This is a genomic window from Falsibacillus albus (genome assembly GCF_003668575.1).
Classification (GTDB): Bacteria; Bacillota; Bacilli; order Bacillales; family DSM-25281; genus Falsibacillus; species Falsibacillus albus.
This window is the reverse complement of the sequence record NZ_RCVZ01000012.1, coordinates 18,302-34,461: the sequence shown is the minus strand read 5'-3', so window position 1 is coordinate 34,461 and position 16,160 is coordinate 18,302. Positions and strand designations below refer to the sequence as shown.

The window sequence follows — 16,160 nt, the reverse complement described above, 5'->3', positions numbered from 1 at the left end:
AAGCATATTTGTTATTTTTAGATTTTTTTTGCTGTTGATTGGAGTGCAAGACGAAGACTCCGGCGGGAAAAGCAGAACAGGTGTGACCCGCAGGAGCGCAGTGACGGGGAAGCTCACCGGCCGCCAGCGGAAAGCGAAATCTTGCATGGAAATCAACGGCGGTGACATTACAGATTCTAAAAGTTTGGTTCATGCTTATATTGTTTTCTTTTAGAGTGTAGTGATTGAGCTATGTCCCAACCTTATTACTTTCTATTCCTTATTGTTTTTCACAAACATATAAAATGATGCGCCAAAGATGATGATGTACCCGATGATGCTGTACATGTCGGGGACTTGGCCGAAGATCATGATGCTGATCAATGCTGAGTAAACAACGGTCGAGTAAAAGAAAATCGAAATTTCCTTTGCAGGTGCAAACTTATAGGCAATGGTGATCCCGAATTGCCCGATCGTTGCAAATACACCGGCTAATAATAGATAAATCAACTGCTTCAAGCTCATCGGTTCAAAGTAAATAAAGACAAACGGCAGCATCGACACGGTCGTGAAAAAAGAGAAATAAAAGACCACTGTGTAAAACTTCTCTTTACTGCCCAGTACACGCAGCACCGTATACGCCCCAGCTGCAAATACAGCCGATAATACCCCGGCAAGATAAGGGATGAACTCATAGCTGAAGGAAGGCTTGATGATAAAAAGGGTTCCCAAAAAAGCGATGATGATGGCGATGACCTGAAACATCCTTGCCCGCTCCTTCAAGAACAGGGCCGAAAATAAGATGGTCAGAAATGGGCTGAGTTTATTTAACATGTCTGCATCCGACAATACTAAATGGTCGATTGCATAAAAATAAAGGACAATCCCGATGGTGCCCAAACTTGAACGAAGCAAAAGGATTTTTTGATTTTCCTTCCGCCCAAATAGCCGTTCTTTATGATAGACAACAAAACCGAATGCAATGATGGCAGAAACCATATTTCGGAACAAGGTTTTTTGAACCGTGGGAACGTCCCCGGATAATTTGACCAGGGCAGCCATCATCGCAAATCCAAATGCAGATAATAACAATAAGATGATTCCTTTATTTCGATTACTCATAATTCCTCCAATTATAGCTATCTTTCTTTTAATGAAGCTTGTCCAAAGTATGCTCAAAAATACCTATACTTTTTAGACACCACCATAGTGTAACAAAACTTGAATGGAATACTAAAGAATTTTAATCCAAAAAAAAAAGACGCCCATTTTAAAGGACGTCTGACATTTTCGTTTTTAGTAGTAATAAGGGTATGGGTAGTATGGGTAGCCATATCCATAATACGGATAAGGATAACCGTATCCGTAGCCATATGGCGCATATAAAGCACTTCCCAACAATCCGCCCAATAAAAATGGAAAGCCGAATCCAAAGCCGAATGGTCTCCCAAATCCGAATGGTCTCCCAAATCCGAACGGTCTCCCAAAACCAAAAGGTCTTCCGAAGCCGAATGGTCTGCCAAACCCGAATGGCCGGCCGAACCCAACTCTGCCGATGATTCTTTCATCTCCAGGATTGGCATGGACTAATTCTTGATGCATACTTTCTCCTCCTCTTTTGTCTATACAGCAAATGGAGTGAACCTCCATCCATTAAAAGTTTCCACTATAAAGTATGTATCCACCCGAACCTTTGACTAGACGTTGACCCACTTTAACCCATAAGGGGCCTGCCACAGGCACTTTTTATCACCTGGGGGCACGGCCCTCTCCTTTACATTTGTTCTGCATTTGCTTGTGAAGTTCTAACCTCCACTGTCAATGCTCCGTTGTTCACGTAAGCTTTTAATAAAAATGGAATTTTTGTGGTGTTCTGAAATCGAAAGTCCAATCCGCCGAAAGAAACGGTCGCATCCCTTCCAGTCGGGACGTAGCCCACATGAACGGAATGATGGTGCTTTTCCACATAAGCGACCCCCAATTTATCCACGGCATTGTACAATGTGGAAGAAGTTTGGCAGATTCCCCCGCCAATCCCTTCAACCAATTTTCCATTCACCGCTTCCGCTGCGGGTTGATATCCATGCGCCTTGTCGCTTGGTCCGACCGTGGTGTTAAAAGAAAAAATATCCTGCGTGCCGACGATGACATTGTTGATGGCCTTGGCAGACAATTCTATATTCTTTGTTCTTCCTAAGACACTGGCATCAAATTGGGTTGTATAAGATGCGATCACCACTTCTCCCAGGTGGGAAACTTCTTCAGGCTTATAGCCGCTTTCCGTTACGTAGAGAGGCAGCTCGACGGTCCCTCCCTTTTCCGATGCACCGATGATTTTCTCGGCTAATTCGGATTCCTCCAATATTTTTCTCGGTTTCCCTTTGATGACCTGACCGCCATCCCCGATTCGGTCGGGGATCATACGTTGATCGAATCCAGCTTTCCCCTCAGCCCCCCTGGCAGCTTCCTTCGCCCACTTTTCAATATCCGCTTTGTACTTTTCCTTATCGGCGAAGTATCCCATTTCCTTAGGGTTCAGGGTTGCCACCACTGTTTTCGTTTCCGGGTCAATCACTTCAACCAACCCTTGCTTTTTTTCTGCTTCTTGTTTTTCTTTTTGCTTCGCAGCTTCCGCTTTCTCTTTCTTTAATTCATCAATTTGTTTTTGCAGCTCTGCAACCTGTTTCTGCAACTCCTTTTCCTTGGCTGTTTTTCCAGAGCACCCCGCCATACCGATCAGGCTGCAAGTCAATACAATTGCCGCTATCCATTTCATTTTTGAATATGTCCCCCATTGAATAAATTTGTGAAGCTTCTGCCCATTTTTTAAATCTATTCAATAGCTGCAAGACTATGACTCTGAGACATGAAACGATGGACTCATTTTAAAGACAAGAGACAGCCAATACAAAAAGCCGGTACACTCATGCACCAGCAGACTTTTTCAACGATGCCCGTTCCTATTAAGATTTTCTCTTCCCCGTGGTCAATGCGGCAATGATCAGCATGACCATGGCTGAAACTATACCCATTAAGGCTTGATTCATAGATACAAGAACGATGTTCACCACCAAGGCGGCAATGATAAGAATGACCGTGTACCATTTGAATTTCATTCAAGGCTCCTCCTTATTGAGCGGGTGAAGATTCCCTATTTTCAATAAAACTTCTCGGGTTTCATGACCCTCATCGAACGAACTTCACCGCATTTTTTGCATATGTTCAAAAGCAGTGGCGATCCCATGCTCATCATTTTATCAACCGGTCTTACGACTGAATATCCGTCCATTTTTCCTTCCGCAAATTCAGTCCCGCCACAATTTCTGCACACATTTTCATGATTGCCGGTTTCCATGTTCCGCACCTCTCAAATAGTTGGTATCTATCATTACGATTCAGATTGGAAATTGTTTCAATTAATAATCAGCATTCGTTTTTGGCAAAATCAACTAAAATGAAACAAATTACACGCGTGAAGATATAACCGCTAAACATAATGGAATAATTTGATTAAGCGATTGAAAAACTCTACAACATCATTGGATAACCTGCCAAATTTGATAAAAAAAGGGGCTGCAATCGATGATTTCCACCGTCCATAATATTTAATCAAACGTTTGATTATGAGTGATAAAAGCTAATATACCAAGCCTTTCAAGATTTAATCAATCGTTTGATTAATAGAATTCTCTTAAGCACCATGAAACTTTTCCAATTCTTAGACGTATGCACTAGTAATACACAAAAAGGAAGTGTTTTACATGAACGAAGCGTTGAAAAAAGTCGATACATATGCAGCGATTTTCGGACAGATGAAGAACAGGTTCCGCTGGAGAGTGTCGGATTCAAGGATCTTGATGATGGCCGCCTCCTTATATGTGACAAGTGAACGGGATTTTGATCTGCAGCGATTTGATGAGCTCAGTGAGTTTATCAAAGACGAAGTCGGCATGTTTTCCACATTGAAGCATCAGGAACGATTCACCATTGCCGCGATGCTGGATACACGCTTTGAAGCCCCAAAGGACAAGTTGCACGAGTTCCTATCCATTTATGAAGATTTGAAGGATACCGGTTTTCATCGAAGTGTGTATACGTATATTGCTGCCATGGTCGCCCTCTCAGGGGAAAAACATCATAAGGAGTCTGTCCCCCTCGCCTTCAGCATTTATAAAAAAATGAAAGAGCATCACTTCTTCTTAACAGGACAGGACGATTACCCGCTAGCCATGCTTCTGGCACAAGGGGATCAGGATACAGACGAATTGATGGATCAAATTGAAGGCTATTATCGAAAATTGAATGGGGCTGGATTCAGGAAAGGCAATGAGCTCCAAAGCATGAGCCATATTTTATCCCTTCAAGATGAAGTTGCCCAGGATGAAATGGTGAACCGGTGCAGCCAATTGTTTCAGATCATGAAACAGGGCGGCATGAAAGCTAAAGCAATGCATTATCCCCAAATCGCCTTGCTCTCCTTCTTGGAAGATGCTAAGGCACGTTTAGCACAATTGGAGGAAATTTGGGAGAGGCTGAATTCGGAAAAACTATTCAAATGGCATAAAGATATCAATATGCTTATGGCCGTTCAGTTTTTGATCACCGAACAAATCGAGCATTCATCCATGCTGTCTACCAGCTTATATACAACGATGGAAACGTTGATCCAAGCGCAGCAGGCTGCCTCTGTAGCTGCCATTTCAGGGGCTGCCGCAGCCGCAGCTGCCAGTAATTAAAAGAAAACCTGAGACTGCCAACCAACTGGCAGCCTCAGGTTTTTTGATTGCTTATACTTTTAAATCTCTTTTTCTGTAAAAGATAAATGTGATCATCAACAGGAGGAAAATCATCGAAAAGGTAAGAATGACAAACCCGGCATCAAGTCCGCCGCCATGCATCACATGCTTTGCTTCAAAATATTTAAACGGAGTGATGTATTTCAAAAAATCCAACTGATCATTCAAGTCAATGGCGAATGATAAGATAAAAGTCAGCAAAAGGACCCCTGTGGACACCGAGGCAGCTTTGTTGGGTCTTTTTGTCACAGCTGCAATCGATGCTCCTATAGTTAAAAATAATAGCTGCAAGATGAACATTCCTGCAATCGTCATGGAAATGTCTGTGCCCACTGCCACTCCATCACTATACCTTCCAACAATGACGAGGCATGTCAGCCATGTCACCAGTGTTAGAATAATGACGTTCATCAAGGCTGCAAGAAGCTTGGTGGCAATGATTTTGCTTCTTGAAATCGGTTTGACAAACAGAAATTCAGCTGTTTTATCCCGTTCTTCCTTCGAGAGGATGGTTGCACCAAGCATTGCGGCGTGTATCGTCCCAATCAAGAGCAAGTATAAGAACAGCAGCCCTCCATAATATCCGCTTGCCGTCGAGATATCGAAACTGCCGATCCCCATCAATACCTGCAGCGATTTTGGCATTTGCGCCATCAAATCATTCATTGATTGTCCAGATGATGACAACCCGGCGTATTTCCCCATACCTGCCACGATCATGGCGATCATCCCGATGCACCATATGATCAACGACTTCCGCTGAAATTTCATTTCTCTCCAAAAAACATTCACTCACCTTCGCCTCCTTTCCGTTCCAATTTAGACTGAATGAATATCCTTCTTCGTGTAAATTAGATAGCTGGCTGCAAGGGAAACAATAATAACCCCGGTTCCCACCAGTGCATATGATGGCTCATAACTGGAATTTCTTATGATATAGGCAGTATCAAAATATTTAAATGGGGAGAAATAATGTCCGCCATCCTCTCCTCCAACTGCCGCAAGCAACCCGACCATAAAGAACATGAAAACGACCCCAAGTGATACGGTAATGACGGATTTGATTTTTGAAAAAACGACAGCAATCAGGATACCCATAGAGAAGAATATCATCTGAATGAAAAAGAGGGTCAAAGAAATCATCAGAAAGATTTTGAGGCTGTACGCTTCCGTCTTCACCAAATTTGCCAACAAGACAGCTGCAATGATAAAGATGACATTTGTGACGATCAAAGATGTAATCGCTGCTAAAATTTTGGAAGACAGCACTTTCTTCCGGGTCACTGGTTTCGTCAAAAGGAAGTCCGCCGTTTTTTCCCTCGTTTCCTTCGAAACAATCGAGATGCCAAAGTTCATTCCTTGTATCGCTCCGCATAATGTCAAATATAAAAACGTGTACGAATAAAATCCTACCACTGTCCCCATACTCTCGACCTGCAGTCCGATCGCTTTTCGGACACCTTCCGGAAATCCTTCAAGTATCTTTTTGAACTCATCGAAATCATGGGCGATGGAGGGAAACAAAGACATGAAGAGAATGAGTAAAAACACTAATAAGGCAGTCCATAGCATCGTAGACTTTCGATAAGCCTTTAGCTCATGAATATAAATATTCATAGATTGCTAGGCCTCCTTTTCATAGTAGTGCATAAAGATTTCTTCCAAGTCCGGCTCCTCGATCCACAGATTCTTGATTTCAATTTCTGCAATTTTTCTCATTACTTGATTGATATCCCCTCGAAATAAAAAGCTGATGTGTGCATTCTTAGCTTCAATCTTCGTGACGCCGTCCATTTCAAAGTATCCCGGTTCAATCTCACTGCTTACTTCTATTTTGAATTTTTTATGATTGTTTTCTTTTAAGATACTGATTTTTTCGACTTGGACGATCTTTCCTTCCTTGATGATCGCCACCCTGTCGCATAAGCGCTGAACCTCGCTCAATATATGGGACGAAAACAAAATCGTCGCTCCTTTTTTATTTTCTGCCTCCAGCAAATCAAAGAATTTCTGCTGCATCAGTGGATCCAATCCGCTTGTCGGCTCATCCAGTATGATTAGCTTAGGCTCATGCAGAAGTCCTTGAACGATGCCCACTTTCTTTTTGTTTCCGAGTGAGAGGTCATCTATTTTTTTCGATACATCCAAATCCATGATTTCCGCTAATTCCCTAATCCGTTTATTACAGTCTTTTTTATAAAAACTGGCTGAATACTTCAGCAAATCAATGACCTTCATATTGTCATAATAAAAAACTTCAGATGGCAGATACCCTACTTCTTTCGCGATTTCGGGTGCGTATTGGATACAGTCCTTGCCAAAGATCTTGGCACCTCCGCTTGTCGGATAGATCAATGACAACAGGGTCCTGATCGTAGTGGATTTTCCAGCGCCATTCGGTCCGATGAACCCAAATATTTCTCCTTCTTCCACATTAAAGCTGATTGATTCAATCCCTCGGGAACTTCCATATGTCTTCGTCAGGTTGTTGATTTCTATCACATTCATCGCATGAACCTCCCTTTGCCTCTTCATTTTTTTCCCCTATTTATAAAAAGACTGTTTCAAAATATGGATGTAAGCATCAATCTCAGACAATATCTCTTCTTTATCAAGTTGATCGACCGGCACCTCTTTATACCTTTCCTGATTTCTTCTGCCCATGCCTTCAAAAGTCCAATGAATGATTTTAATGGACTTTTGGACATCCACGCTTTCTTTAAATTTATTCACATCGATATTCGCGAATAACTTTCGGAAGCTTTCTGCAATCAACTTTTCCTTCTTGCGATTGATTTCGCCGGCCACTTCACTGTCTGTTTCCTGGTACACAGCGTTTAAAAAATCAGTCATTTCAGGATAAACTTTGAACAGCTCAAATTTCAGCAATACGATCTGCCTTAACACGCAGAAAATATCACTCTCCTCCCAGTCAACCCGTTCATAAATTTTCTCTAAAAACAAATCCGATAATTGTTCGCTTAATGAGAGATACAAATCTTTCTTGCTTTTGAAATAATGGAACAATAGCCCCTTTGATATCTTTGCTTCTTTGACGATGGCATTGGTCGAAGCTTTTTGATAGCCATTTTGCGAGAAGACTTTTAAAGCTGCATTAACGATTCGGTCCTCTTTTTCAGGATCGATATTCAGCGATTTAAACAACAATTTTGAAACGCCTCCGATTTTTCATTGACCAGTATGGTCAACTCAATTATATTCCCATTGACCACTCGGGTCAATGACTCCTCAGCTAAATTTTGGATAATGCATAAAACTTTGACAGGAAGAAGATAATGAGTTAAATTATAAATATACGAACATTTATTCAAAACAAAACTTTAATATTCGTTTTTAGGGGTGTAAAACATGGAAAATGTATTCGATTACGAAGATATTCAATTGATTCCTGCAAAATGTGTCGTCAACAGCCGTTCTGAGTGTGATACGACAGTGACATTGGGTGGACATATTTTTAAATTGCCGGTGGTTCCTGCGAACATGCAGACGATTATAGATGATAAAATCGCACTAAACTTAGCTGAAAACGGTTATTTTTATATCATGCACCGATTTGAACCAGAAAAGAGAAAATCCTTCATTCAAGATATGAAATCACGTGCATTGATTGCTTCGATCAGCGTAGGTGTAAAAGAGGAAGAATATGATTTCATCCTCCAGTTAGCAGAAGAGCAGCTTGTACCGGATTTCATCACAATCGACATTGCCCATGGCCATTCGAATTCAGTGATTGCCATGATACAGCATATTAAGAAGCACTTGCCGCAAAGCTTTGTCATTGCAGGGAATGTCGGGACGCCTGAAGCTGTAAGGGAGTTGGAGCATGCTGGAGCAGATGCGACCAAAGTGGGCATCGGGCCAGGTAAAGTATGCATCACGAAAATCAAAACAGGATTCGGGACAGGTGGATGGCAGTTGGCAGCACTACGATGGTGTGCCAAAGCTGCAAGCAAACCAATCATTGCCGACGGTGGAATCCGCACCCATGGAGATATCGCGAAATCGATTCGATTTGGCGCTACCATGGTTATGATCGGCTCCCTTTTTGCTGGTCATGAAGAATCTCCTGGAGAAACGATTGAAATTGACGGAAAGTATTATAAAGAATACTTCGGTTCAGCATCCGAATTCCAAAAAGGTGAAAAGAAAAATGTAGAGGGCAAGAAAATGCATGTTGAACATAAAGGCTCTTTACAGGATACGCTGATTGAGATGGAGCAGGATCTTCAATCATCCATCTCCTATGCTGGCGGAAACAAGCTTGATGCCATCCGGACAGTGGATTATGTCATCGTCAAGAACTCCATCTTCAATGGGGATAAAGTATATTGATGGATTTGATCAAAGAGAGCGGGCTTTTTATGCCGCTCATAAAAAAACGAGAAGAGCCGCCTGCTCTTCTCGTTTTTTTAAACCAATTCAATTTTCGCAACTGCTTCTACATGCATCGTTTGCGGGAACATGTCCACCGGCTGAATTTCAGCGGTCTTATAGCCTCCGTCCTCTAGCACCCTCAAATCCCTCGCCAGCGTTGCCGGATTACATGAAACGTAGACCACCTTTTTCGGCTTCATATCAATAATGGTTTGCAATAAAGCTTCATCGCAGCCTTTTCTTGGTGGATCGACGACGAGGACATCCGCTTTGTTGCCTTCCTTGTACCACCGGGGGATGACCACTTCCGCTTCCCCTGCCTCAAATTCAGCATTGGCGATTTCGTTGAGTTCGGCATTTCGCTTTGCATCTTCAATCGCTTCCGGAACAATTTCCACTCCGAACACCTTTTTCGCTTTTTGAGCCAGGAACAGTGAAATCGTACCGATACCGCAATATGCATCGATAACCGTTTCTTCCCCGCTCAAACCGGCATACTCAAGCGCCTGTTCATAAAGCACCTTCGTTTGAGCCGGATTAACTTGATAGAAAGAACGGGCAGATATGGCGAACTTCACGTCTCCGATGTAATCGTAGATCACTTCTTCTCCCCACAAAACCTTTGTATCCTTCCCAAAAATCACATTGGTGCGCTTCGAGTTCACGTTATGGACGATTGATTTGATTCCTTTTATGGAGCCTGCGATTTCCTCGATGATTTTGTTCTGATGGGGAAGTTCTTTCGTACGGGTGACCAGGACTACCATAACCTCACCTGTTTTATGTCCGATGCGGGTCATGATATGACGTATGGCGCCACTATGCTTATGCTCGTCGTAGGCGCGGACGCTGTACTTTTTCAAGATATCCTTCACGACTTGAATGACTTCATCATTTTTTTGATCCTGGATGATGCATGCATCCATATCAATGATTTCATGGCTCCGCTTTTGATAAAAGCCTGCAATCAGCTCTCCATTCCTTTCCCCGACCGGAACCTGGGCTTTATTCCGGTAGTGCCAAGGATCTGTCATCCCGAGAGTCTCGTGGATTTTCACGTTTTCCAGTTTGCCGATGCGCGTCATTACATCCCGTACATGCTTTGTTTTAGCGGCTAATTGCCCTTCATAGCTGTAATGCTGAATTTGGCAGCCACCGCATTCTTTATAGATGGGGCAAGGCGGTTCTTGGCGATGACGGCTTTCTTCATAAAGCTCCATCAGACGGCCGAACCCATAGCCCTTGCCAGTCTTGACGATTTTGATCTTCCCTTTTTCTCCTGGCAGGCTATTCGGCACGAAAATGGGATAGCCCTCTACTTTTGCAACACCATTGCCATCGTGGGTCAAATCTTCAAACCCCACGTCACAGTATTCATTTTTCTGGACAGGTGCATGTATTTTTTTACTCATCTGCTTACTTCCTTTTCTATCCGTTTTTTGCTCTCCTGATTGTAACATAATCGAGGATTGAATAGCGATTACGCCTTATTGTAATTAAATGTAATTTTTTCAAATTCACTTCCATTGTACTAACATCTTTTGTTATCACTTCACATATTCTCTATTCAGGGACTTCATAAAGGGGGAGAAAACCATGAAGAAAGTCCTTTTTTTCACAGATCCGGGAATCGATGATGCCATTGCATTGATGTACGCCCTGCTTCATCCGGACATTGAACTTGTCGGCATCGTTTCGAGCTATGGAAATATCAGCAAAAAGGAGGCGACACGGAATATCGCCTTTATTTTGCATACTGCAGGCAGGAGCGATATCCCCCTGATCGGAGGGGCAACAAGACCATTTGATGGCCTTCCGCCTACCTATTACCCAGAAATCCACGGACCAAAAGGGTTAGGACCGCTGATCCCCCCAGACTTTATCAACGGCGAGCTCCTGAACTTCAGCCGCGTGTTTGATATTATGAAAGAGCACCCCGACCTTACAATCGTCGATGTCGGGCGCTCCACCTCCCTGGCAACCGCCATGATCTTAAGCAGCAAGGAAGTTTCGGAGGTAAAGGAATTCTATATTATGGGCGGGGCTTTCTTAACCCCGGGAAACGTCACGGAATATGCCGAGGCTAATTTCTTCGGCGACCCCCTTGCAACAAATCTTGTTTTGACGAGCTTAAAGAACGTTCACATTATGCCATTGAACATCACCAATACAGCAATCGTGACCATGGATATGGTTGAGTACATTTTACAGCATGCCCAGAATAAGCTTGTACACCTGCTTAAGCCGCTGATGAATTTTTATTGTGAAGTGTATGCTGAATTGGTTCCAGGACTTCAAGGCGCACCGATCCACGACGTGACTGCCATGGCCATGCTGACCTACCCTAGCCTGGGAAAATTCCTTTCACGCGATGTAGACGTTCAGACGTTTGGAATGACCAAGGGACAAAGTGTAGCCGATCTTCGCCCGAAGGCTCCCCCATCCAAAAATAACATCAACATATATTTGAAGATGGATTATCAAAAATTCATTAAGGATTTTATTCATACCATGATCGGCCCCAACCTCAAATAAGTGCATCCCACAATTGAAAACTTTTCTCAATAAGCTGTTGACAAGAGTTCCTCTTGTCACTACAATTAGGTTGAGAATGATTATCAACGTCATAACTATTCAAATGGGGTGTCTACATGTTATCAAGCTTATTTCTGTCTTTTCGTGAGGGCTTAGAAGCCGCATTAATCATAGGCATAATCCTCGTACAACTTGCCAAGTTCAATAAAACAACCTTGGCAAAAGCCGTATATTTTGGAGCCATCGCCGGTCTTGTCGTAAGCGCTGTCGGAGGCGTGATCGGTTTTAATGAGGCAAAGGAAATGGAGAAGGCTGGAGAAGAAATTTTCGAAGGCATCATGATGGTGCTCGCAGCTGGTCTCATAGCTTATTTCATTTTATGGCTACATAAAAATAAACAAATGTCGAGCCAAGTCGTTTCCCAAGTTGAAAAAGGAACGAGCTGGATTGGACTATTTGTCCTTGCCTTCCTTTCAGTTCTTCGCGAAGGCATCGAACTGGTCATCTTCACTATGACCCAAATTTCACAAGATGCTGCAAATGTAGCGTTCGGAAGCATCGCTGGAATTGTATTGGCCATCATCCTGGCCTATGTTGTGTTCAAAACAACGCTTAAATATAATCTCGGATTTATTTTCAAAGCTTTGGGAGCCATTTTGATTTTCTTGGGCGGCGAATTATTCGGGGAAGGCTTAGTCAAGCTTTTCGAAGATGGCGGGGAAGCGCTGGAAACCATCGGCATGATTGTTTTCATCGTCCCATCACTCTACATTTTTCTAAAGGACGATATCAACCGCATCAAAGGACAGAAGAAATCGAACGAAAAGCCAAAAGTAAGCTAATAAATAGAACCTTTTAAAATATAAGGGAATCCGACATAGTGCTGCGGATTCCTTTTTTCATTCAATGATCAAAGACTGGTACGAATAGCCCCAGCAAAAAAAGCTTCCTCACTTGATGAAAAAGTGTGGAAGCTTTTTTTCTGTCTTTTATTCAAGATTTTCCGGTCGATCCTCCGGACGGATTTGGTCGATTGGGACAAATACCTCCAAGTGGCGGTACAGATTCTCAAATTCTGCCGGAAGGACTCCGCCAAACTCCCCATCGATATTCAGCTGCATTTTTTCCTTGGAACGGACCTTAATATGATTTGCCTGTGTATAGATGACATTCGGATCCTTCACATGATCTCCACGAAGTGCCATAGAGGCAATACGGATAAATTCAGCTAAATTTGTTTTTTTCAAAACGAGCAGGGAAAACAGGCCGTCATTAATGGATGCATCTGGTGCCAATTTCTCGAAACCGCCTACTGAATTGGTCAGCCCCACCAAGAATAGCATGACTTCCCCTTCAAAGATTTTCCCATCATACTCGATTGAAACCTCGGTTGCGCGGATGGAAGGAAGCATTTCCATGCCTTTCAAGTAATAGGCAAGTTGTCCAAGCATCGTTTTCAGTTTGCTCGGCACTTCATATGTAAGCTCCGTTAATCTTCCGCCCCCGGCTATATTGATAAAGTAGCGGTCATTCATGCGTCCGATATCGACCGGGATGGTATCTCCCTTGACGATGATGTCCGTTGCAGCCATTATGTCGCGCGGGATGTGCAGCGCCCGAGCGAAATCGTTGGTCGTCCCTACAGGTATGATCCCCAGCTTAGGCCGGAAATCCTGCTCGGCAAGTCCGTTGACCACTTCATTGATCGTGCCGTCGCCGCCTGCAGCGATGACAAGGTCATATTTCCTTTCCACTGCAATCCTGGCAGCATTCGAAGCATCGCCCTCACACGTTGTCGCGTGGCATGAGGTTTCATATCCGGCCACTTCCAGTTTCATTAATACTTCCGCTAAACTTTTTTTAAAGATTTCTCGACCGGAAGTAGGATTATATATAATTCTTGCTTTTCTCATTACCCCATCATCCTAATCTACTTAAAATTCTTGTATTTGAAGCATGCTGGTGTTCATTTATTTTAGGAGCCGCCGCTGTCCATAAGCATGTGATCAGCCCCAGCCATTCTCGAAGCATCTGACGCAGAATATCATACCTCTTTTAGTAAAAAAAATCTAATTAAATAATTGTGTCATGTTCAGACTGTTAACAAACACGAACTATCTTCATCTTCTTCATCATACCTCTTTTCCGCCAAGAATAAACGGCCAAAGGAAAATCAATCTTTACAATTAATTGAAAATCCACTTTTTTACAAACGCTCTTTTCGTAAAGTTTGCTGCTATACATTAAAGGTTGTGTAAGGTTGATTTCCGCTGCAGGATGCTCGCTTTCCAAGGGGCCCTCTTTCCCCTCCGGAGTTTCGCACTTTCCCCTCCGATCAACATCATATGATGAGTTTTTTGAGAGAAAAACTGTTAAAACCACAATCTTTTGAGAAAAGAGCCTTCATATAACAGCCCCCCTCCTTGGTGACAGGCACCTGTGAGAGGGGGGCTGGGGTTAGTTTTGGTGGATGATGTTGATGCTGTATGAATGGTCGATGGACAATGAATTGGTGCCTTTTCCTATTTTAAGGACGGCTGAAGACTGGCTGCCTGAGTGATCCCCTGTATTCTTGCTTGCTGCAGGGACCCATCCTTCAGCTTCCCCAAAGCTTTCCACATGATCGGCGTAAACTGTCATATCCGTTTTTGGTGAAACTTGGATGGAGACATCTCCGCCATTATGGATGGTCCAGTTCGTAATCATCTTCCTAGGTTTCAAAGAGATGGATTGCTGGCCGGCTTCCACCTCAAGCATTAACTTACTGGGAACGACAACGGTAGCTGACAATTCTGCAGAAGTATCGAATGGCCGAATGATTGCAGGCGGCCTTTTCAATGTGAGGTATAACGTATCTCCATGTTTTTCAGACTGAACGTAATCCTGCGATTTGCTGATCAAGCTTTTGCCTTTCATCATGTCCGCCCGGTAGGTACCGAAGATGGAAAGGGCGCTTCCACTCGAGCCTTCAATCGTTAATGGCTGCTCTCCAGCTTGTATGACCACCCTTTTTATCCCTTGATCAAACGTTTGATTAAATGCCGGAAGATCCTCTGTTCTTATTTCAGCATTCATCGTATCCGTAACCTTTGCCAATACTCCTGTTGCCGTTAAAGCGGAAAGGCCGATGCCGATTGTTCCAATCAGTCCTACAAAAAAGATGCTGAGCAAATCAAATTTCAGCGATGCTTTTTCATCCTTTTTCAAATAAAGAAATACAAGGATCTCTCCTCCGAGGATGATTAATAGAACCGGCCACCACGCCATCATCACTTGCGTACCGTCAATATCCAATACTCCTATCAGCAGCAAAAATACCCCCAGGAACAGAAGTGCTGCTCCCATAGTAATCGTTCCGACACGCCAAGTTCTCATTATTCTGCCACCTTCTGTTCATTCGGTTTTCTTTTCGTTCCCAACATCAGCTTGATTCCGCCTGCAATTAAAATGACGCTGACGACCCCTGTTTGGAAATAGCGGTCAAACCAGAAAGTCAAATCGATATTTATGATGTTGTATAGCACCGGTGTCAGCGCAGGTACAAGTACATTGCTCGTCAAATAATAGAGGCCCAGCAGCAGCAGTCCGATCCCGATCCACCGCTGATGATTGATCAAATAATAAATGACCGGTCTGTCCTCCAGCTCTTCCTGGCCCGCCTTCGATGCCTTCTGGAGTCCGTCAAAAAAGCTGTAAAACCAAATGATCGGAACAAGGAAAAGGAAGATCCCCAGCCGCAAGACGTCCAAAATATAAATGGAAAACAGGAACCCTGCCATCAATTGGACCCCTCTCTTCTGGAGTCCCAAATAAAGGTGGCCGGCGCCAGGGAAGATGGAGAGAAATGTGGCGACCGATTTACTCTTTTTCCCGCTTTCTCGGCGCTCTTCAAAGTCTTCCATGATGGAACGATCCATTAATGCTTCTCCACGCTGTTTCTTATTCAACTGCTGCATTGCATCAAAAAAGTTGTAGACCCAAATCATAGGAAGAAATGCAAGAAACACAACAAATTCCTCACGGTGGGATAGGAACGTAATGAATAGAACCATGACCCCAAGCCCTAAGAACGCTGCCAAAAAACTGATTCCACGATTCATCAACCCAAGCTGGAAGTGGCCAAGTCCTGGAACAAAGGACAGGATGATCGTAAAGAATCTTTCTGATTCCTGATTTGTGGACGTGCGATCGACCTCATCCTTAGAAGGCGTTTGATAAAGTCTTGAAGCAGTGATGGCTGTATCGATGAAGTTGATTAAATAAATCAGGAGTCCACCTAATCCAAAGAGGATGAAGAACCCATCCCCATATGTTAACTTCATGCCGATGAACATGATGATCGGTAATCCAAATACAGCAAATGTATAGGCAAGCCCCCTTATTACTTTTCCAAGATACAACAGTCCTCCTCCTGGAAAGAAGGCCAATAAGAATGCAATGATAGGGTTTTTCAAA

17 protein-coding genes are annotated in these 16,160 nt (G+C 43.3%); 4 read left to right on the top strand and 13 right to left on the bottom strand.

The annotated features are described in order from the left end of the window. Window positions 1–252 precede the first annotated feature (252 nt). The 5 genes from D9X91_RS16005 to D9X91_RS15990 form a co-directional block, all read right to left on the bottom strand. A complete protein-coding gene (locus D9X91_RS16005; protein WP_121681659.1) occupies window positions 253–1,101 on the bottom strand; it encodes a DMT family transporter in 849 nt (282 codons plus the stop codon). A 174-nt stretch (window positions 1,102–1,275) separates the two neighbouring features. Then, window positions 1,276–1,581: a hypothetical protein gene (locus tag D9X91_RS16000; protein WP_121681658.1), complete on the bottom strand. Its 306-nt coding sequence runs from the start codon at window positions 1,579–1,581 to the stop codon at window positions 1,276–1,278. A 172-nt stretch (window positions 1,582–1,753) separates the two neighbouring features. Next, window positions 1,754–2,755 carry a VanW family protein gene (locus D9X91_RS15995; protein ID WP_121681657.1) on the bottom strand — a complete coding sequence of 334 codons (1,002 nt, stop codon included), beginning with the start codon at window positions 2,753–2,755 and terminating at the stop codon, window positions 1,754–1,756. A 187-nt stretch (window positions 2,756–2,942) separates the two neighbouring features. Continuing rightward, window positions 2,943–3,095: a hypothetical protein gene (locus D9X91_RS22575; protein WP_158598345.1), complete on the bottom strand. Its 153-nt coding sequence runs from the start codon at window positions 3,093–3,095 to the stop codon at window positions 2,943–2,945. A gap of 41 nt (window positions 3,096–3,136) precedes the next feature. Further along, complete coding sequence (locus tag D9X91_RS15990) at window positions 3,137–3,334, bottom strand: hypothetical protein (protein WP_121681656.1); 198 nt, start codon at window positions 3,332–3,334, stop codon at window positions 3,137–3,139. 406 nt (window positions 3,335–3,740) lie between these two features. Between D9X91_RS15990 and D9X91_RS15985 the strand changes: the two genes are divergently transcribed. Then, window positions 3,741–4,715: a DUF4003 family protein gene (locus D9X91_RS15985; RefSeq protein ID WP_121681655.1), complete on the top strand. Its 975-nt coding sequence runs from the start codon at window positions 3,741–3,743 to the stop codon at window positions 4,713–4,715. A gap of 51 nt (window positions 4,716–4,766) precedes the next feature. Here the strand turns inward: D9X91_RS15985 and D9X91_RS15980 are convergent, their stop codons facing one another. Genes D9X91_RS15980 through D9X91_RS15965 form a run of 4 tightly spaced genes read right to left on the bottom strand, consistent with a single transcriptional unit; the run spans window position 4,767 to window position 7,943 of the window. Next, window positions 4,767–5,567, bottom strand: coding sequence for an ABC transporter permease subunit (locus D9X91_RS15980; protein ID WP_121681654.1), 801 nt, complete (start codon window positions 5,565–5,567; stop codon window positions 4,767–4,769). Window positions 5,568–5,594: 27 nt separating this feature from the next. Then, window positions 5,595–6,392: an ABC transporter permease subunit gene (locus D9X91_RS15975; protein WP_121681653.1), complete on the bottom strand. Its 798-nt coding sequence runs from the start codon at window positions 6,390–6,392 to the stop codon at window positions 5,595–5,597. Window positions 6,393–6,398: 6 nt separating this feature from the next. Then, the gene (locus tag D9X91_RS15970; RefSeq protein WP_121681742.1) at window positions 6,399–7,283 is read right to left on the bottom strand and encodes an ABC transporter ATP-binding protein; all 885 of its coding nucleotides are present in this window, start codon (window positions 7,281–7,283) and stop codon (window positions 6,399–6,401) included. A gap of 36 nt (window positions 7,284–7,319) precedes the next feature. Next, window positions 7,320–7,943: a TetR/AcrR family transcriptional regulator gene (locus D9X91_RS15965; RefSeq protein ID WP_233569822.1), complete on the bottom strand. Its 624-nt coding sequence runs from the start codon at window positions 7,941–7,943 to the stop codon at window positions 7,320–7,322. 201 nt (window positions 7,944–8,144) lie between these two features. Between D9X91_RS15965 and guaC the strand changes: the two genes are divergently transcribed. Next, window positions 8,145–9,128: a GMP reductase gene (gene guaC / locus D9X91_RS15960; RefSeq protein WP_121681651.1), complete on the top strand. Its 984-nt coding sequence runs from the start codon at window positions 8,145–8,147 to the stop codon at window positions 9,126–9,128. Window positions 9,129–9,205: 77 nt separating this feature from the next. Here the strand turns inward: guaC and rlmD are convergent, their stop codons facing one another. Next, window positions 9,206–10,582 carry a 23S rRNA (uracil(1939)-C(5))-methyltransferase RlmD gene (gene rlmD, locus D9X91_RS15955; protein ID WP_199738125.1) on the bottom strand — a complete coding sequence of 459 codons (1,377 nt, stop codon included), beginning with the start codon at window positions 10,580–10,582 and terminating at the stop codon, window positions 9,206–9,208. A gap of 184 nt (window positions 10,583–10,766) precedes the next feature. Between rlmD and D9X91_RS15950 the strand changes: the two genes are divergently transcribed. Together D9X91_RS15950 and D9X91_RS15945 are read left to right on the top strand one after the other, a co-directional pair. Next, entirely contained in the window at window positions 10,767–11,705 is a 939-nt protein-coding gene (locus tag D9X91_RS15950) for a nucleoside hydrolase (RefSeq protein ID WP_121681650.1), read from the top strand. Window positions 11,706–11,821: 116 nt separating this feature from the next. Beyond that, window positions 11,822–12,547, top strand: coding sequence for an FTR1 family iron permease (locus tag D9X91_RS15945; RefSeq protein ID WP_121681649.1), 726 nt, complete (start codon window positions 11,822–11,824; stop codon window positions 12,545–12,547). Window positions 12,548–12,694: 147 nt separating this feature from the next. Here D9X91_RS15945 and D9X91_RS15940 read toward each other — a convergent pair whose 3' ends face one another. From D9X91_RS15940 to D9X91_RS15925, 3 genes are all read right to left on the bottom strand, one after another. Then, complete coding sequence (locus D9X91_RS15940; protein WP_121681648.1) at window positions 12,695–13,618, bottom strand: diacylglycerol kinase; 924 nt, start codon at window positions 13,616–13,618, stop codon at window positions 12,695–12,697. Window positions 13,619–14,162: 544 nt separating this feature from the next. After that, window positions 14,163–15,080, bottom strand: a complete 918-nt coding sequence (locus D9X91_RS15930; RefSeq protein WP_121681646.1) for a hypothetical protein — start codon at window positions 15,078–15,080, stop codon at window positions 14,163–14,165. Then, window positions 15,080–16,159, bottom strand: a complete 1,080-nt coding sequence (locus D9X91_RS15925) for a hypothetical protein (RefSeq protein ID WP_233569821.1) — start codon at window positions 16,157–16,159, stop codon at window positions 15,080–15,082. Before D9X91_RS15925 ends, D9X91_RS15930 begins: the two co-directional genes overlap by 1 nt. Between the last annotated feature and the right edge of the window lies 1 nt (window position 16,160).